At 60.9% G+C, this 12,430-nt stretch carries 17 protein-coding genes; 3 read left to right on the top strand and 14 right to left on the bottom strand.

Features of this window, described 5'->3' with window-relative positions; translation table 11 throughout:
- Positions 1-10 precede the first annotated feature (10 nt).
- The 6 genes from QZ196_RS10965 to QZ196_RS10940 all read right to left on the bottom strand — a co-directional run bounded on the left by QZ196_RS10965 (position 11) and on the right by QZ196_RS10940 (position 4,087).
- Positions 11-892: an MBL fold metallo-hydrolase gene (locus tag QZ196_RS10965; RefSeq protein WP_296426347.1), complete on the bottom strand. Its 882-nt coding sequence runs from the start codon at positions 890-892 to the stop codon at positions 11-13.
- Between the two features lie 24 nt (positions 893-916).
- On the bottom strand, positions 917-1,351 hold the full coding sequence (locus QZ196_RS10960) for a DUF6691 family protein (protein WP_296426346.1): 435 nt from the start codon (positions 1,349-1,351) through the stop codon (positions 917-919).
- A gap of 3 nt (positions 1,352-1,354) precedes the next feature.
- Positions 1,355-1,786, bottom strand: a complete 432-nt coding sequence (locus QZ196_RS10955; RefSeq protein ID WP_296426345.1) for a YeeE/YedE thiosulfate transporter family protein — start codon at positions 1,784-1,786, stop codon at positions 1,355-1,357.
- Positions 1,786-2,001 carry a DUF2892 domain-containing protein gene (locus QZ196_RS10950; RefSeq protein WP_296426344.1) on the bottom strand — a complete coding sequence of 72 codons (216 nt, stop codon included), beginning with the start codon at positions 1,999-2,001 and terminating at the stop codon, positions 1,786-1,788. Before QZ196_RS10950 ends, QZ196_RS10955 begins: the two co-directional genes overlap by 1 nt.
- Positions 2,002-2,088: 87 nt before the next feature.
- Entirely contained in the window at positions 2,089-2,754 is a 666-nt protein-coding gene (locus QZ196_RS10945) for a Crp/Fnr family transcriptional regulator (RefSeq protein WP_296426380.1), read from the bottom strand.
- Positions 2,755-2,941: 187 nt separating this feature from the next.
- The gene (locus QZ196_RS10940) at positions 2,942-4,087 is read right to left on the bottom strand and encodes an alpha-D-ribose 1-methylphosphonate 5-triphosphate diphosphatase (protein WP_296426342.1); all 1,146 of its coding nucleotides are present in this window, start codon (positions 4,085-4,087) and stop codon (positions 2,942-2,944) included.
- A 32-nt stretch (positions 4,088-4,119) separates the two neighbouring features.
- On the opposite strand from QZ196_RS10940, the gene QZ196_RS10935 reads away from it, so the two are divergent.
- Positions 4,120-4,797 (top strand): DUF1045 domain-containing protein, encoded by a 678-nt coding sequence (locus QZ196_RS10935; RefSeq protein ID WP_296426340.1) that lies wholly within the window; start codon positions 4,120-4,122, stop codon positions 4,795-4,797.
- On the opposite strand, the gene phnN is transcribed toward QZ196_RS10935, so the two are convergent.
- From phnN to phnG, 7 genes are read right to left on the bottom strand one after another with little or no spacing between them, the layout of a single operon-like run.
- Positions 4,779-5,321 (bottom strand): phosphonate metabolism protein/1,5-bisphosphokinase (PRPP-forming) PhnN, encoded by a 543-nt coding sequence (gene phnN / locus QZ196_RS10930; RefSeq protein WP_296426338.1) that lies wholly within the window; start codon positions 5,319-5,321, stop codon positions 4,779-4,781. The two genes, QZ196_RS10935 and phnN, sit on opposite strands and share 19 nt — an antisense overlap.
- Positions 5,318-6,001, bottom strand: a complete 684-nt coding sequence (gene phnL / locus QZ196_RS10925; protein WP_296426336.1) for a phosphonate C-P lyase system protein PhnL — start codon at positions 5,999-6,001, stop codon at positions 5,318-5,320. The genes phnN and phnL overlap by 4 nt, the downstream gene beginning before the upstream one ends.
- 4 nt (positions 6,002-6,005) lie before the next feature.
- Positions 6,006-6,776, bottom strand: a complete 771-nt coding sequence (gene phnK / locus QZ196_RS10920) for a phosphonate C-P lyase system protein PhnK (RefSeq protein WP_296426334.1) — start codon at positions 6,774-6,776, stop codon at positions 6,006-6,008.
- Positions 6,773-7,642, bottom strand: a complete 870-nt coding sequence (locus QZ196_RS10915) for an alpha-D-ribose 1-methylphosphonate 5-phosphate C-P-lyase PhnJ (protein ID WP_296426332.1) — start codon at positions 7,640-7,642, stop codon at positions 6,773-6,775. The genes phnK and QZ196_RS10915 overlap by 4 nt, the downstream gene beginning before the upstream one ends.
- Positions 7,639-8,721 (bottom strand): carbon-phosphorus lyase complex subunit PhnI, encoded by a 1,083-nt coding sequence (locus tag QZ196_RS10910; protein ID WP_296426330.1) that lies wholly within the window; start codon positions 8,719-8,721, stop codon positions 7,639-7,641. The genes QZ196_RS10915 and QZ196_RS10910 overlap by 4 nt, the downstream gene beginning before the upstream one ends.
- The gene (gene phnH, locus QZ196_RS10905; RefSeq protein ID WP_296426327.1) at positions 8,721-9,281 is read right to left on the bottom strand and encodes a phosphonate C-P lyase system protein PhnH; all 561 of its coding nucleotides are present in this window, start codon (positions 9,279-9,281) and stop codon (positions 8,721-8,723) included. The genes QZ196_RS10910 and phnH overlap by 1 nt, the downstream gene beginning before the upstream one ends.
- The gene (gene phnG / locus QZ196_RS10900; protein ID WP_296426325.1) at positions 9,281-9,736 is read right to left on the bottom strand and encodes a phosphonate C-P lyase system protein PhnG; all 456 of its coding nucleotides are present in this window, start codon (positions 9,734-9,736) and stop codon (positions 9,281-9,283) included. The genes phnH and phnG overlap by 1 nt, the downstream gene beginning before the upstream one ends.
- Positions 9,737-9,841: 105 nt before the next feature.
- On the opposite strand from phnG, the gene phnF reads away from it, so the two are divergent.
- Both phnF and QZ196_RS10890 read left to right on the top strand, forming a co-directional pair.
- Positions 9,842-10,552, top strand: a complete 711-nt coding sequence (gene phnF, locus QZ196_RS10895) for a phosphonate metabolism transcriptional regulator PhnF (protein WP_296426324.1) — start codon at positions 9,842-9,844, stop codon at positions 10,550-10,552.
- A gap of 70 nt (positions 10,553-10,622) precedes the next feature.
- Positions 10,623-11,813 carry an alpha-D-ribose 1-methylphosphonate 5-triphosphate diphosphatase gene (locus tag QZ196_RS10890; RefSeq protein ID WP_296426322.1) on the top strand — a complete coding sequence of 397 codons (1,191 nt, stop codon included), beginning with the start codon at positions 10,623-10,625 and terminating at the stop codon, positions 11,811-11,813.
- Here the strand turns inward: QZ196_RS10890 and QZ196_RS10885 are convergent, their stop codons facing one another.
- Positions 11,814-12,428, bottom strand: a complete 615-nt coding sequence (locus QZ196_RS10885; protein ID WP_296426321.1) for a chloramphenicol acetyltransferase — start codon at positions 12,426-12,428, stop codon at positions 11,814-11,816.
- Positions 12,429-12,430 lie beyond the last annotated feature (2 nt).

Raw genomic sequence — 12,430 nt, 5'->3', positions numbered from 1 at the left:
CAGTTTGCGATTATAGGCCGTTGACCGGCACCTTGAGCATCGGCTTGCCGTCTTTGTCCGTCGGCACGGCACCGGCACGCATATTCACCTGCAACGACGGGATAATCAGCCGGGGCATGTCCAGTTGGGCATCGCGTTCGGTGCGAAACTTGATGAATTCTTCGCGGGTCTTGCCACCGCCCACATGGATATTGTGCGCCTTTTCATCAGCGACCGTGGTTTCCCACTGAATATCGCGGCCATTGGGGCCATAGTCGTGACACATGAACAGACGCATATCGTCAGGCAGGGACAGCACCTTTTGGATACTGTCGTAAAGCTCGCCTGCGTCGCCGCCGGGGAAATCGGCACGGGCCGAACCGCCGTCAGGCATGAACAGCGTGTCACCCGTAAAGGCCGCATCGCCGATCACATGGACCATGCAGGCCGGCGTATGGCCCGGCGTATACATCGCAAAGGCGTCCATATTGCCGATCTTGTAGGTATCACCTTCCTTGAAAAGCGCATCGAATTGCGACCCATCGCGCTGGAATTCTGTGCCCTCGTTGAACACTTTCCCAAAGGTTTCCTGCACGACCATAATCTTGTCGCCGACGCCGATCTTGCCACCCAGCTTTTCCTGAATATAGGGCGCAGCGCTCAGGTGGTCGGCGTGGACATGGGTTTCGATGATCCAGTCCAAGGTCAGGCCACGCTGCTCGATCTCGGCGATCAGCGCATTGGCATGGTCATAGGTGATGCGGCCAGCGGCATAGTCGATGTCCATCACGCTGTCGATGATGGCGCAATGATTGCTGGACGGGTCCTTGACGATATAGCTGATGGTATTTGTGGCCTCGTCGAAATGGGCCGAAACGTCGGGTTTGACGTCCATGTTGACTGGATATGTCATTTCAGTTCCTCTTTTCCCTAAAAATCATACTGTTGCACTGCGCGCAGCCAACGAGCGGCGCAGAGTATTAACCGCGAAGATACCCACCAGCAGTGCCGCAACGAACACGAACACCTCTGAGCGTCCGGTGCCAAGGACCGGCAACGCACCACCGGGGCAGAACCCGGCAATACCCCAGCCCACACCAAAGACCGCAGAGCCACCGATCAGCGGCAGATCAAGGTCGCGCCGCGTCGGCAGTTGAAACCCCTGCCCCAGCAACGGGGCCGGACGGCGCAGCACGACACGGTAGCCGATGAAGGTGACAACAACCGCCCCGCCCATCACAAAGATCAGGCTGGGGTCCCAGATTCCGGCAACGTCGAAAAAGTTCAGTACCTTTGCAGGGTTGGCCATCCCGGAGATAGAGATGCCGACACCGAAAACCAGACCGATGATATAGCATATGACAAGACGCATGGCTTACCCTCCGATGATGTGACGCACGACATAGACCGTCAGGCCCGTCGTGATCATGAATGTAATGACAGCCGCAATTGACCGCGGCGAAAGCCGTGCCATGCCGCAAACCCCATGCCCGGACGTGCAGCCCGACCCAAAGGTCACGCCAACGCCGACGATAAAGCCGCCGACAATCAACATCGGCGTGGATACCGGCACCTGCACGACAGGCATGTGCCCCGTCAGCAGCGACACCGCCAACGGCCCGCTGGCCATGCCCGCAAGCACGGCAGCACGCCATGACCAGTCAGACCAGCCCGCCGGATACAAAAGCCCCGCCAGAATGCCGGTCGCACCCATGATCCGGCCCATCGTCGCCATCAAAAGCACGGAAGCCACGCCGATCAAGGCGCCGCCGCCCAAGGACTGCCAAGGCGTAAATAAAGTTTCCATCATCGTTCCTTACACGTCTGAATGCCAAAAATTCGATAAATGACACAAAACTGCGTCGCTGCAGTTACCAATATCACAATAGCCCCGGCGATAGACACGTAGTTGATCCATGTCATTGCGAACACCGCCGCGCCGCTTGCCAGCGGCAGCATGATCAACACAAGCCCAAGCGTCAGCCGGACAAAGCGGTCAAGCGGCCCGATATCTACGGTCATTTCTGCTACTCCTCAAAACTCTGCGACCTTACTACACATAATGAGTCGCAGCGTCGGTGACATTGTCACCGAGCCAAGAAGAAAGCGTTACAGGTTTTTGTCGGCCAGATTTTCCAGCTTTGCCCGGCTGAGAATGGCAACGGTGCCACGGGACTGTTCGATCCAGCCGCGTCGCTGGAATTCCTGTAGCTGCCGCGAAATCACTTCGCGCGCCGTACCCAGTTCGACGGACAGTTTCTGGTGTGTGGTGGCGATCGTGTCGCGGCCTTCGGACAGTTCGATCAGCTTGTGCGCCAGACGGACGTCGATACGTTGGAACGCCACCTCGTCGACCATCAAGAACAGATCGGTGATCCGCTTGGAAAACGCGGCAAACACGAAGCTGCGAAATGATTTCGACTGCGCGACCAGATCGTCAAACACGTCGCGGGGCACGGCGGCGGCCTGCACGTCGGTTTCGGCGATGCCTTCGGCGGAATAATCATCATAGGCCAGCAGGCAGGCCGTGGTCAGCACGCAGCTTTCGCCGGCATGAATCCGGTACAGGACAATCTCGCGGCCAGTGTCGGACACCTGTTGCACCCGCACCGTGCCATCAAGCAGGAACAACATGTTTTCAGGCGACTTTCCGGGGCCGAATACAACCGTATCGCGCGCCACGTTCACAATCGCGCTGCGCTGCAAAAGCTGTTGCTTGGTCTCCGGTTTCAGCCGGGAGAGGCCCGGAAACCGTTCGATCCATTCTGCCGTCAAGTTTGTCTGGGTCACACCATATCCTTTGCCACGCCAAGGCCACGACATGGCGCTTTCGTAACAGATATGGGGCAATCGCATCGGGGTTGCCAGCCCGTACCATGCGCGGCCCATGCGGCCCGTGGGGTATTGTTACATCAAAACAGTGAACGCCGCGCAAGGTTTTTGGCGATCCCGCCCTTGGACGCTATGCAACCCGGCTACCCGCCGACCAGACCGACTGTATTATCGGCACGTCATGGCGGCGCGCAAAGCGGATCAGATCGGCGCGCTTGCCAATCGCCACGGTGCCCCGGTCGGTCAACCCCACCTTTTGTGCGGGGTTCGCCGTGACAGCCGCAATGCCGCGCGCGGGGTTGCCCCAGATGTCACCCAACTGCACCGCCCCCAAGAGCAATGACGCCGGCACGTAGTCGGATGACAATATATCAAGCCGGTCCAGCGCCGCCAATTCATGCGCCGCCACATTGCCGGAATGCGAACCGCCGCGCACAAGGTTCGGCGACCCCATGATCGTGGCAATACCCGACACGTGGCACGCATCGGCGGCCGCCACCGTCGTGGGAAATTCGGCCAGCGTTATCCCATGCGCATGACTGGCCGCGACCTGTGCGGCGGTCGTGTCGTCGTGGCTGGCCAATGCCGCGCCATAGCGGTGCGCGGCGGCAACTGTTGCGGTCTCATGTGTGGCCCCCAGCCGATCCTGCAGGCCGTACAGAAAATCCACATAGGCGGTGAAGCTGACCCGATCCATCCCGTGTTTGCCGCAAACGTAATCTTCGAACTTTTGCAGGTCGGTGAACTGGCGCTGGCCCGGTGTGTGGTCCATCAGCGATACAATCCCGATCCGATCCGCCGGTGAAAACTCGGCCAGTTCATCGACCAGCGTTTCCGAGCAGACTTCGGCGCGCAGGTGGATGTGGTGGCTGATCTTGAGCGCCCCGGCGTCGCGCATACCCAGAATTTCGTCGGCCATCTGCCGGGCGTATTTGCCATAACGTTTGCCATTGTCAGACACGATGGACCCGACCCGGATCGCATCGAACACCGTCGTAATGCCGGTGCCCGCCAGTTCACGGTCATGCGCGATGATCGCCGCGCGATGCGGCCAATCCACCTTGGGTCGCGGCGCCATGTGACGCTCCAGATTGTCGGTATGCAGCTCGATCAGTCCCGGACTGACAAAGTCGCCTTCGCAGTCCATGGCCCCCTGCGGAACACTGCCGCCTGCGGCGATGTCGACAATCACGCCGTCGCGAACGCGCAAACTGCCCTGAACCACCTCTTGAGGTAGAATAATCCGGGCATTGGCGAAAATAATGTCTTGTGTCATGGCTTTGTCACGCTGTCTTGGCAAGGGGTGCTATGTTTATCAGATATGCAGTTTTCTACACACCGCCAGCTGGGGCTTTCGCTGATTTCTGCGCGGCTTGGTTGGGCTGGGACAGTCACCAAAGCCGCAGGGTCGATCACCCGGCAGTGGGCGATCTGGATGTCGCGGCCCTGACGGATGTACCGCGTCAATACGGGTTTCATGCAACGCTCAAGGCGCCCTTTGGGCTGCACAGCGGGACAACCGCCGATGGGCTGTCTGCGGCCATCACGCGATTGGCTGCCCGCACTGCGCCGGTCACCGTACAACAGATGACATTGCAGCAGCATCATGGCTTCATGGCGATCCGCCCGGTCGGCGATGTGCCCGCGCTGCGCGCGCTGGCCGCATGTATCGTGCGCGACCTTGATCCGTTTCGCGCACCGGCCAAGCCCAGCGATATTGCCAAGCGACGGCGGCGCGGATTGACGCCGCAGCAGGACCTGAACCTGATCCAGTGGGGCTATCCCTATGTGATGGACGACTTCGCGTTTCACATGACGCTGACCGGGCGCGTCGACGACGCAACGGCGCAGTCCGTTGCAGACCAGCTGACGCCGGTCCTGACGCCGCTGATCCCACAGCCCTTTGTCATTGATCACCTGACGCTTCTGGGTCAGGACACGGCGGGTTTGTTCCATGAAATCCATCGCTATGCGTTGGCCGGATAAAGCAGGTCCAGCGCATGTCGCACCGTGTCGTCCAGTGCGCCGCCATTGTCGATCACATGGACCATGATATCGGCGGGCAAGGCATAGTCCGCGCGTTTCAGGCGGCGGGCGACGTCGTGGGTATCTTCCCGCCCCCGCGCGACCAGCCGCGCCGCAAGCACGTCATGCGATGCGGTCAACATCAGGACCTCGCTGCGCGCAAACCGCGCTTTTGCGGCCCCAAGCATAGTGCGCGACAGGTTGGCCAACACATCCTGGCCGGCATTCAGCCATGTTTCGACGCAGAGCGGAATGCCGTAGGACAGCCCATGCGCAGGCCATGAAAGCGCGAAGAACCCCGCGCTGCGCATCCGCGCAAACTGGTCCACCGTCACGCCATCAAAATCTTCGCCGCCCGCATCGGACGGGCGGGTAATCACCCGGCGGGCCAGCGTCAGGCGCGGCTCGGCTTTGGCCATGGCCGCCATGACGCTGTCTTTGCCAACACCCGATGGGCCGACAACAGCGATAAAGCGCCCCGTCACGCGGCGGCCTTGGGGGTAAAGCCGGTCACGTCGATTTCGCGGTCACAGACGCGCGCGCGGGCCGCCTCGTCATGGAAGATACCAATGATCGCCGCGCCGCGCGCCTTGGCCTGTTCGATCATCGACATCACAACCTCGCGGTTGGTCCCATCCAGACTGGCGGTGGGTTCGTCCAGCAAAAGCGCCGGATAATCATAGGCAAAACCGCGTGCAATGTTGACCCGCTGCTGTTCGCCGCCAGAAAAGGTCGTCGGGCTGAGCGACCAAAGCCGCTGCGGGATATTGAGCCTGTCCAGCAGCACTTCTGCCCGCGCCAACGCCGCATCCCGTGGGGTGCCTGTCGCCAGCAGCGGTTCGGCCACGACCGCGACCGTCGGCACACGCGGCACGACGCGCAAAAACTGGCTGACATAGCCCAGTGTATAGCGCCGCAGTTGCAGAATATCGCGCGGCTGGGCCACCGCCACATCCACATCGCCGATCATGATGCGCCCGGCGGCGGCCAGATAATTACCGTAAATCATCCGCATCAGCGTCGATTTCCCGGCACCGGACGCGCCCACCAGCGCGACACATTCACCGCGCGCCACCTGTAGCGACGCACCCCGCATTACCGGAATAACCGCCGCGCCCTGATTGTGCAGCGTAAAGGATTTCGAGACATTTTCGACAGAGATCATAAGCTTAAACCTGCAAGACAGAGGAAACAAGAAGTTGGGTGTACCCGTGTTGCGGATCATCCAGCACCTGATCCGTCAGGCCGGTTTCAACCACATGACCGTCTTTCATGACCATCAGCCGATCCGCAAGCAGGCGTACAACGGCAAGATCGTGGGTGACGATGATCGCGCTCAGGTTCATCTCGCGGACCAGACCGCGCAACAGGTCAAGCAGCCGCGCCTGAACGCTGACATCCAGACCACCCGTGGGTTCATCCATGAACACCAGCCGCGGCCCCGTGACCAGATTGCGCGCAATCTGCAGCCGCTGTTGCATGCCGCCGGAAAATGCGGTCGGGCGGTCGTCAATCCGGTCTTCGCTGATCTCGACCCGGCCCAGCCAGTCCGTCGCGGTCGCGCGAATATCACCGTAGTGGCGTGCGCCCACGGCCATCAGCCGTTCGCCCACATTGCCGCCCGCGCTAACGTTCATCCGCAGCCCATCACGCGCATGTTGATGAACAAACGCCCAGTCGGTGCGCGACAACATGCGCCTCTCGGGTTCGCTCATTGTGACGGTATCGCGCAGACCATCGGTGCGCGTGTCGAAACGCACAGCGCCGGTGTCGGGGGTCAGATGCCCCGCCAGACAATTCAGCAAGGTAGATTTGCCCGATCCGCTTTCGCCGACAATGCCCATCACCTCGCCGGGGTACAGATCGAATGACACATCCGTGCAGCCAATCCGGTGCCCATAGAATTTCGCAATATTGCTGACTTGCAAAAGCGGGGTCATGCCGCGTCCTCCTGATAGGGGACACCTTGGGCACCCACATGGCCATCCTTGCGACGCTTGCCGCAATAATCGGTGTCGGAACACATGAACATGCGCCCGCCTGCGTCATCGACGATCAATTCGTCGAGATAGCTGTCGTCGGCCCCGCACAAGTCACAGGCATGGTCGGCCTTGGTTGCTTCGAACGGGAAGTCGTCGAAGTCCAGACTGACCACCTTGGTATAAGGTGGGAGCGCATATATCCGCTGTTCCCGCCCGGCACCAAACAACTGTATCCCGGCCATTTCCAGTTTCGGATTGTCGAATTTCGGGATCGGTGACGGGTCCATGACATAGCGCCCTTCAACCTTGACCGGATAGGCGTAGGATGTGGCAATCGCCCCGTGCTGGCTGATATCTTCATATAGCTTCACGTGCATCAGCCCGTATTCTTCCAGACTGTGCATCTTGCGGGTTTCCACCTCGGACGGTTCCAGAAAACGCAGCGGTTCGGGGATCGGCACCTGATAGACAATAATCTGATCCTCGCGCAGCGCCTCTTCGGGAATGCGGTGGCGGGTCTGGATAACGCTGGCTTCGGTCGTGGCCTCGGTCACGGCAACGCCTGCGGTCTTTTGAAAGAACCGCCGGATGGACACCGCGTTCGTCGTGTCGTCTGCGCCTTGGTCAATCACCTTGAACACGTCATCGGGGGTCAATACCGCCGCACTGACCTGCACGCCACCGGTGCCCCAACCATAGGGCATGGGCATTTCGCGGCTGGCAAACGGCACCTGATAGCCGGGGATCGCCAGCCCTTTGAGGATCGCACGCCGGATCATCCGTTTGGTCTGTTCGTCCAGATAGGCAAAGTTATAGTCGGTCATTGTGCGGCCTCCTGCATGGTCTGTGCCTCGCGGCGCAGTTTGCGGATCAGTTCCAGTTCCGATTGAAAATCGACATAATGGGGCAGCTTGATGTGTTCGAGAAACCCTGTCGCCTGAATATTATCCGCATGGTACAGCACGAATTCCTCGTCCTGTGCCGGCGCGCCAAGGTTGTCTTCGCCCAGTTCCTTCCAGCGCAGGGCGCGGTCCACCAGCGCCATCGAAATCGCCTTGCGCTCGGTCATCCCAAAGACCAGCCCGTATCCGCGTGTGAACTGCGGCGGCTGTGTTTTCGAGCCTTGGAACTGGTTCACGGTTTCACATTCGGTCAACGTCACCTCGCCGATTTCAATGGCAAAGCCCAGTTCAGGGATGTCCATTTCAACCGCGACCGCGCCAATCCGCAGCTCGGCGACAAAGGCATGGTTGCGCGCATAACCGCGCTGGGTTGAATAGGCCATGCCAAGGATGAACCCTTCGTCGCCGCGCGTCAGCGCCTGCAACCGCAACGCCCGGTCCGCTGGCAGTTCAAGCGGTGTCCGGGTCAGATCCGGTGGAGTTTCGGGACCGACGGGTTCGGATTGAATCAGGTCCTCGCGGTCCAGAAATGACATGATATGCGGCGTCGGCGCGGTTTGAATCGGGGCTTGCGGCACTGCAGGCACCTCGCCATCAGCGGCCAGTTTGAAATCCAGCAGGCGGTGCGTGTAGTCAAATGTCGGCCCCAGAACCTGACCGCCCGGCGCATCCTTGAACGTCGCGGACACGCGCCGGTCGCAAACCATCGCATCCGTATCCACCGGGGCAGAGCCGCCAAACCGGGGCAGCGTCGTCCGATACGCCCGGATCAAAAAGATCGCCTCTATCAGATCACCGCGCGCCTGTTTGATCGCCAAGGCGGCAAGATCAGGATCATAAAGCGAGCCTTCGGCCATGACACGGTTCACAGCCAGCGCCAATTGCTGCCGGATCTGCGCGACGGATAATGCGGCCACGGCGGTATCGCCGCGCCGTTCCTCGGCCAGCCACGCATGGGCATTGTCGATGGCCTTTTCGCCACCCTTTACCGCAACATACATCAAGACACCTTTGTCGTGCGTGGCAAAGCGGCAAGGCGGCTTTGGCAGGTGAACATAAAATCAAGCCCCAGCGGGAACAGCGTCGCGTTGCCCTGAAGTGGCGCAAGATCAGGCAAGGAAAGCTGTGCGCTTTCTGCGATGCCCGGACCGCGCAGGGTTGCACCGGTGTTATCCAGCGCAGGAAGCTCGACGATCAGGGTCGTGGACCGGTCGGGGTATTGCGATGTGCCGATCGGAAAGCTGGTCAACGGCAGTTCGTCCCATGCGCCAACGGCAAAGACGGCCTGATCCGGCCCCGAAAACGGCGCGCCTGTGTGAAAGGTGATCCAGTCGCGCAACGCCTGCGTGTCGCGGCTTGGGGCCAGAAAGACCGGCGTATCGGGATCGCAGAGCGTCAGCAACACCACGCCAGCGGCGACGGACAAAGGGGCCGGTGGGGTCGCGCCAGCCAGATCATGGATCGTGCCGGGTCGCGCCATGGCATTCATCACGCCCCGAAATGCGTGGGCGGAATCAATAGGCGCGTTGCCAAATCCACCTTCAAGTGCTGTGACTTGCATCAGTCTTCCCCTCGCATCATCGTGAAAAACTCAACCTTGGTCGCGGCCGCCTTGGCTGCCCGCGTCGCCTTGACGGCGGCAATAGTGTCGCGCAACGGCGCCAGTATCCGGGCCTCTATCTGGGGTGCGGCGGCGGTTTGCATCAGCGCATCAATCAACGCGGCCTGCAGCGCCTTGTCCTTGTCGCGCCCCTGCACATAGGCATGGCCTACCGCGCCATCGGCAAGTTTGACCGAACAGCGGGTGACGGTCATTTCGCCCAGATTAAATGCGGCGCCTACGGCACCGGCGCGGCCACGCACCATGACGCCGCCAATTTCAGGGGCGCGCAAGAGAACATGGTCCGGCATCGCGCCGAACCTTTCCCAGTAGCGGGCCAGATCGGCGGCGCAGGCTTTGGCCAACAGGCCCATCCAGGCTTTGCGGTCGGTATTTGGATCAATCATCATGTTCATCTAGACACCTTGCAGGTTTGTCTACTTTAATATACAACTAGACAACTCTTAGAGCGTAAGACCCCGCCGCCGCAATCCCCCTTAGTGTGAAGTTTTCGTGACACCATGGCCCGCACCGCAATCTGGACATCCATCGCCGCCACCCTGACCCACGACATCGCCGAAGGGCGGTATGGGCCGGGCGACAAACTGCCCACCGAGGCAGAGTTGGCGCATCGTTTCGGCGTGAACCGGCATACGGTCCGCCGGGCCTTGGGGGCGATGGCCGACGATGGGTTGCTGCACGCGCGGCGCGGTTCGGGGGTCTTTGTGGCGCAGACGCCGACAGATTACCCTATCGGACGGCGGGTGCGGTTTCACCAGAACCTTGCCGCCGCCGGGCGCACTGCCGCGAAAACGATTCTGACGCTGGAAACCCGTACCGCCGACACGCGCGAAGCAGATGCCCTGGCCCTGGCACCTGGGGCGCAGGTGCATGCCTGCGAGGGTCTGTCGCTCGCCGATGCGCAGCCCATCGCAGTTTTTCGCAGTATTTTCCCTGCGGCACGTTTCCCCGGACTGCTGGCCGATCTTGACGAGACAAAATCGGTGACGGCGGCGCTGGCGCGTCAGGGGGTATCGGATTATACTCGCATCACGACACGGCTGACCGCGAAACTGGCCACCGCGACGCAGGCGCTGCACCTGCGGATCGCCGAACACGCACCGATCTTGCGCACAGTCGCCATCAACATTGATCCCGACGGCGCGCCTGTCGAATACGGCCACACATGGTTTGCCGGCGACAGGGTGAGCCTTATTGTTAACGAACAGTAAACGGCACTGTCACAAGGGCGATACATCGCGCTGGCATACAACCTGAAAGAATTCTCAGGTGGCCATTCAAATGACTTATCCGATTTCCCAACTTTCCTTTACCGGCGCACAGGTCTTGCGCGGTGGTCAGATCGCAGCGGGCGATATTACCGTCACGGGCGGCTACGTCAGTGACGACCCTGCCGCGGCGAACACGCAACTTGATCTGACCGACTACTACGTCCTGCCGGGGATTATCGACCTGCATGGCGATGCGTTCGAACATCATATCGCGCCGCGCCCGACCGCCCCTTTTCCGATCTCGCTGGGTCTGGCGGGCACTGACCGTGATGCTGCCGCCAATGGGGTGACAACGGCGTGGATGGCGCAAAGCTGGTCATGGGAAGGCGGCACGCGCGGGCCCGATTTTGCGGAAACGTTTCTGGCGGCGCATCAGGCCTACAAGGCCCTAATGTTGACCGACCTGCGGGTGCAAATTCGTTGTGAAACCCATACCGTCGATACCCAGGATCGGCTGATCGCCGCGATACGGACCTATGGCATCGACTATGTCATCTTCAACAACCACCTTGATGAAGCTGTCGATATGGCGCGCACCCATCCAGAACGGGCGGCGCATTGGGCCGCGCGCACGGGCCGCAGTCTGGCCGCGCATATGGCGCTGGTCGCCGCCGCGCAGGACCTGACGCCGCAGGTGCCCCGCCATCTGTGCAACCTTGCCAGCGCCTTTGACAGCTTGGGCGTTCGCTATGGCAGCCATGACGATGCGGACGGGCGCACGCGTGAATATTACGCGATGATCGGCGCCAAGATATGCGAATTCCCGACCCACCGCAGTGCGGCCGCTCTTGCCAAGACATGGCGTGATCCGGTGATCATGGGTGCGCCAAACGTCGTGCGAGGCGGATCGCAGGCGGGTAATATCGCGGCCAGCACGTTGATTCGGGACGGGCTGTGCGATGTGCTGGTGTCGGACTATCATTACCCAACGCTGGCACAGGCGGCCTTTGTGTTGGCCGACACCGGGGTGATTGATCTTGCGCAGGCATGGGCGATGATATCCGCCAATCCGGCGCGGATCATGGGCCTGAAGGATCGGGGCACGCTGGCCGCCGGACGGCGCGCGGATCTGGTCATTGTGAACGCACAGACCCGCCAGATCGAAGGGACCATGGTCGCTGGTTGCTGGTCGTATCTGGCAGCAGGCGTGGCCCACCGGCTTTGCCAGACGCACCAAGACTTTCGGCTTGCCGCAGAATAATCAGGCGTATTTCTCAAGGAAGGCCGTGGCCTCCAGCGCGCGGAAATCATCCAGCGCCGCGTGCAAACGGTCGTGCGACCAGTCCCACCAAGCCAGCGCCATCATCCGGTCGGCAATACCGTCCGGATACCGCGCGCGCAGCGGCACCGCCGGAATGCCCGCCACGATCATGTAGGGCGGCACGTCTTTGGTGACGATCGCGCCACCGGCCACGACGCAGCCATGCCCCAGCGTCACGTCGGGCCGGATCTGCGCGCCATGGCCGATCCACGTGTCATGGCCGATGACGGAACGCCGGCTGCGGCGATGGGCGAACCATGCCGTGTCCTGCGCCGAATCATCAAAATAATCAGCCGAGCGGTAGTGAAAGTGATGCAAGCTTGCCTTGTCCATCGGGTGATCCGTGGCCCCGATACGCACATAGCTGGCGATATTCGAAAACTTGCCGATATCGGCATTGGCAATGTCGGCATATCGGTCGCAATAGGAATAGTCGCCCATATGCGCATGCGCCATCCGGGTCCCGCGCCCGACTTCGGTAAAGCGGCCAAATGTGCTGTCGGTGATATCGCAGTCGGGATGCACGAACGGTGCATCTTTGGTTAATCGCGCCATGG

It is taken from the genome of Yoonia sp. (assembly GCF_017854565.1).
Classification (GTDB): Bacteria; Pseudomonadota; Alphaproteobacteria; order Rhodobacterales; family Rhodobacteraceae; genus Yoonia.
Note: the sequence above shows the minus strand (reverse complement) of the source record. Positions and strands in the feature narration are given on the sequence as shown.

Bases quoted from the DNA above. Each gene is read 5' to 3' on its own strand.
- QZ196_RS10965 (WP_296426347.1), bottom strand. From the start codon at position 892: ATGACATATCCAGTCAACATGGACGTCAAACCCGACGTTTCGGCCCAT.
- QZ196_RS10960 (WP_296426346.1), bottom strand. From the start codon at position 1,351: ATGCGTCTTGTCATATGCTATATCATCGGTCTGGTTTTCGGTGTCGGC.
- QZ196_RS10955 (WP_296426345.1), bottom strand. From the start codon at position 1,786: ATGGAAACTTTATTTACGCCTTGGCAGTCCTTGGGCGGCGGCGCCTTG.
- QZ196_RS10950 (WP_296426344.1), bottom strand. From the start codon at position 2,001: ATGACCGTAGATATCGGGCCGCTTGACCGCTTTGTCCGGCTGACGCTT.
- QZ196_RS10940 (WP_296426342.1), bottom strand. From the start codon at position 4,087: ATGACACAAGACATTATTTTCGCCAATGCCCGGATTATTCTACCTCAA.
- QZ196_RS10935 (WP_296426340.1), top strand. From the start codon at position 4,120: ATGTTTATCAGATATGCAGTTTTCTACACACCGCCAGCTGGGGCTTTC.
- phnL (WP_296426336.1), bottom strand. From the start codon at position 6,001: ATGATCTCTGTCGAAAATGTCTCGAAATCCTTTACGCTGCACAATCAG.
- phnK (WP_296426334.1), bottom strand. From the start codon at position 6,776: ATGACCCCGCTTTTGCAAGTCAGCAATATTGCGAAATTCTATGGGCAC.
- QZ196_RS10915 (WP_296426332.1), bottom strand. From the start codon at position 7,642: ATGACCGACTATAACTTTGCCTATCTGGACGAACAGACCAAACGGATG.
- QZ196_RS10910 (WP_296426330.1), bottom strand. From the start codon at position 8,721: ATGTATGTTGCGGTAAAGGGTGGCGAAAAGGCCATCGACAATGCCCAT.
- phnH (WP_296426327.1), bottom strand. From the start codon at position 9,281: ATGCAAGTCACAGCACTTGAAGGTGGATTTGGCAACGCGCCTATTGAT.
- phnG (WP_296426325.1), bottom strand. From the start codon at position 9,736: ATGAACATGATGATTGATCCAAATACCGACCGCAAAGCCTGGATGGGC.
- phnF (WP_296426324.1), top strand. From the start codon at position 9,842: ATGGCCCGCACCGCAATCTGGACATCCATCGCCGCCACCCTGACCCAC.
- QZ196_RS10890 (WP_296426322.1), top strand. From the start codon at position 10,623: ATGACTTATCCGATTTCCCAACTTTCCTTTACCGGCGCACAGGTCTTG.
- QZ196_RS10885 (WP_296426321.1), bottom strand. From the start codon at position 12,428: ATGGCGCGATTAACCAAAGATGCACCGTTCGTGCATCCCGACTGCGAT.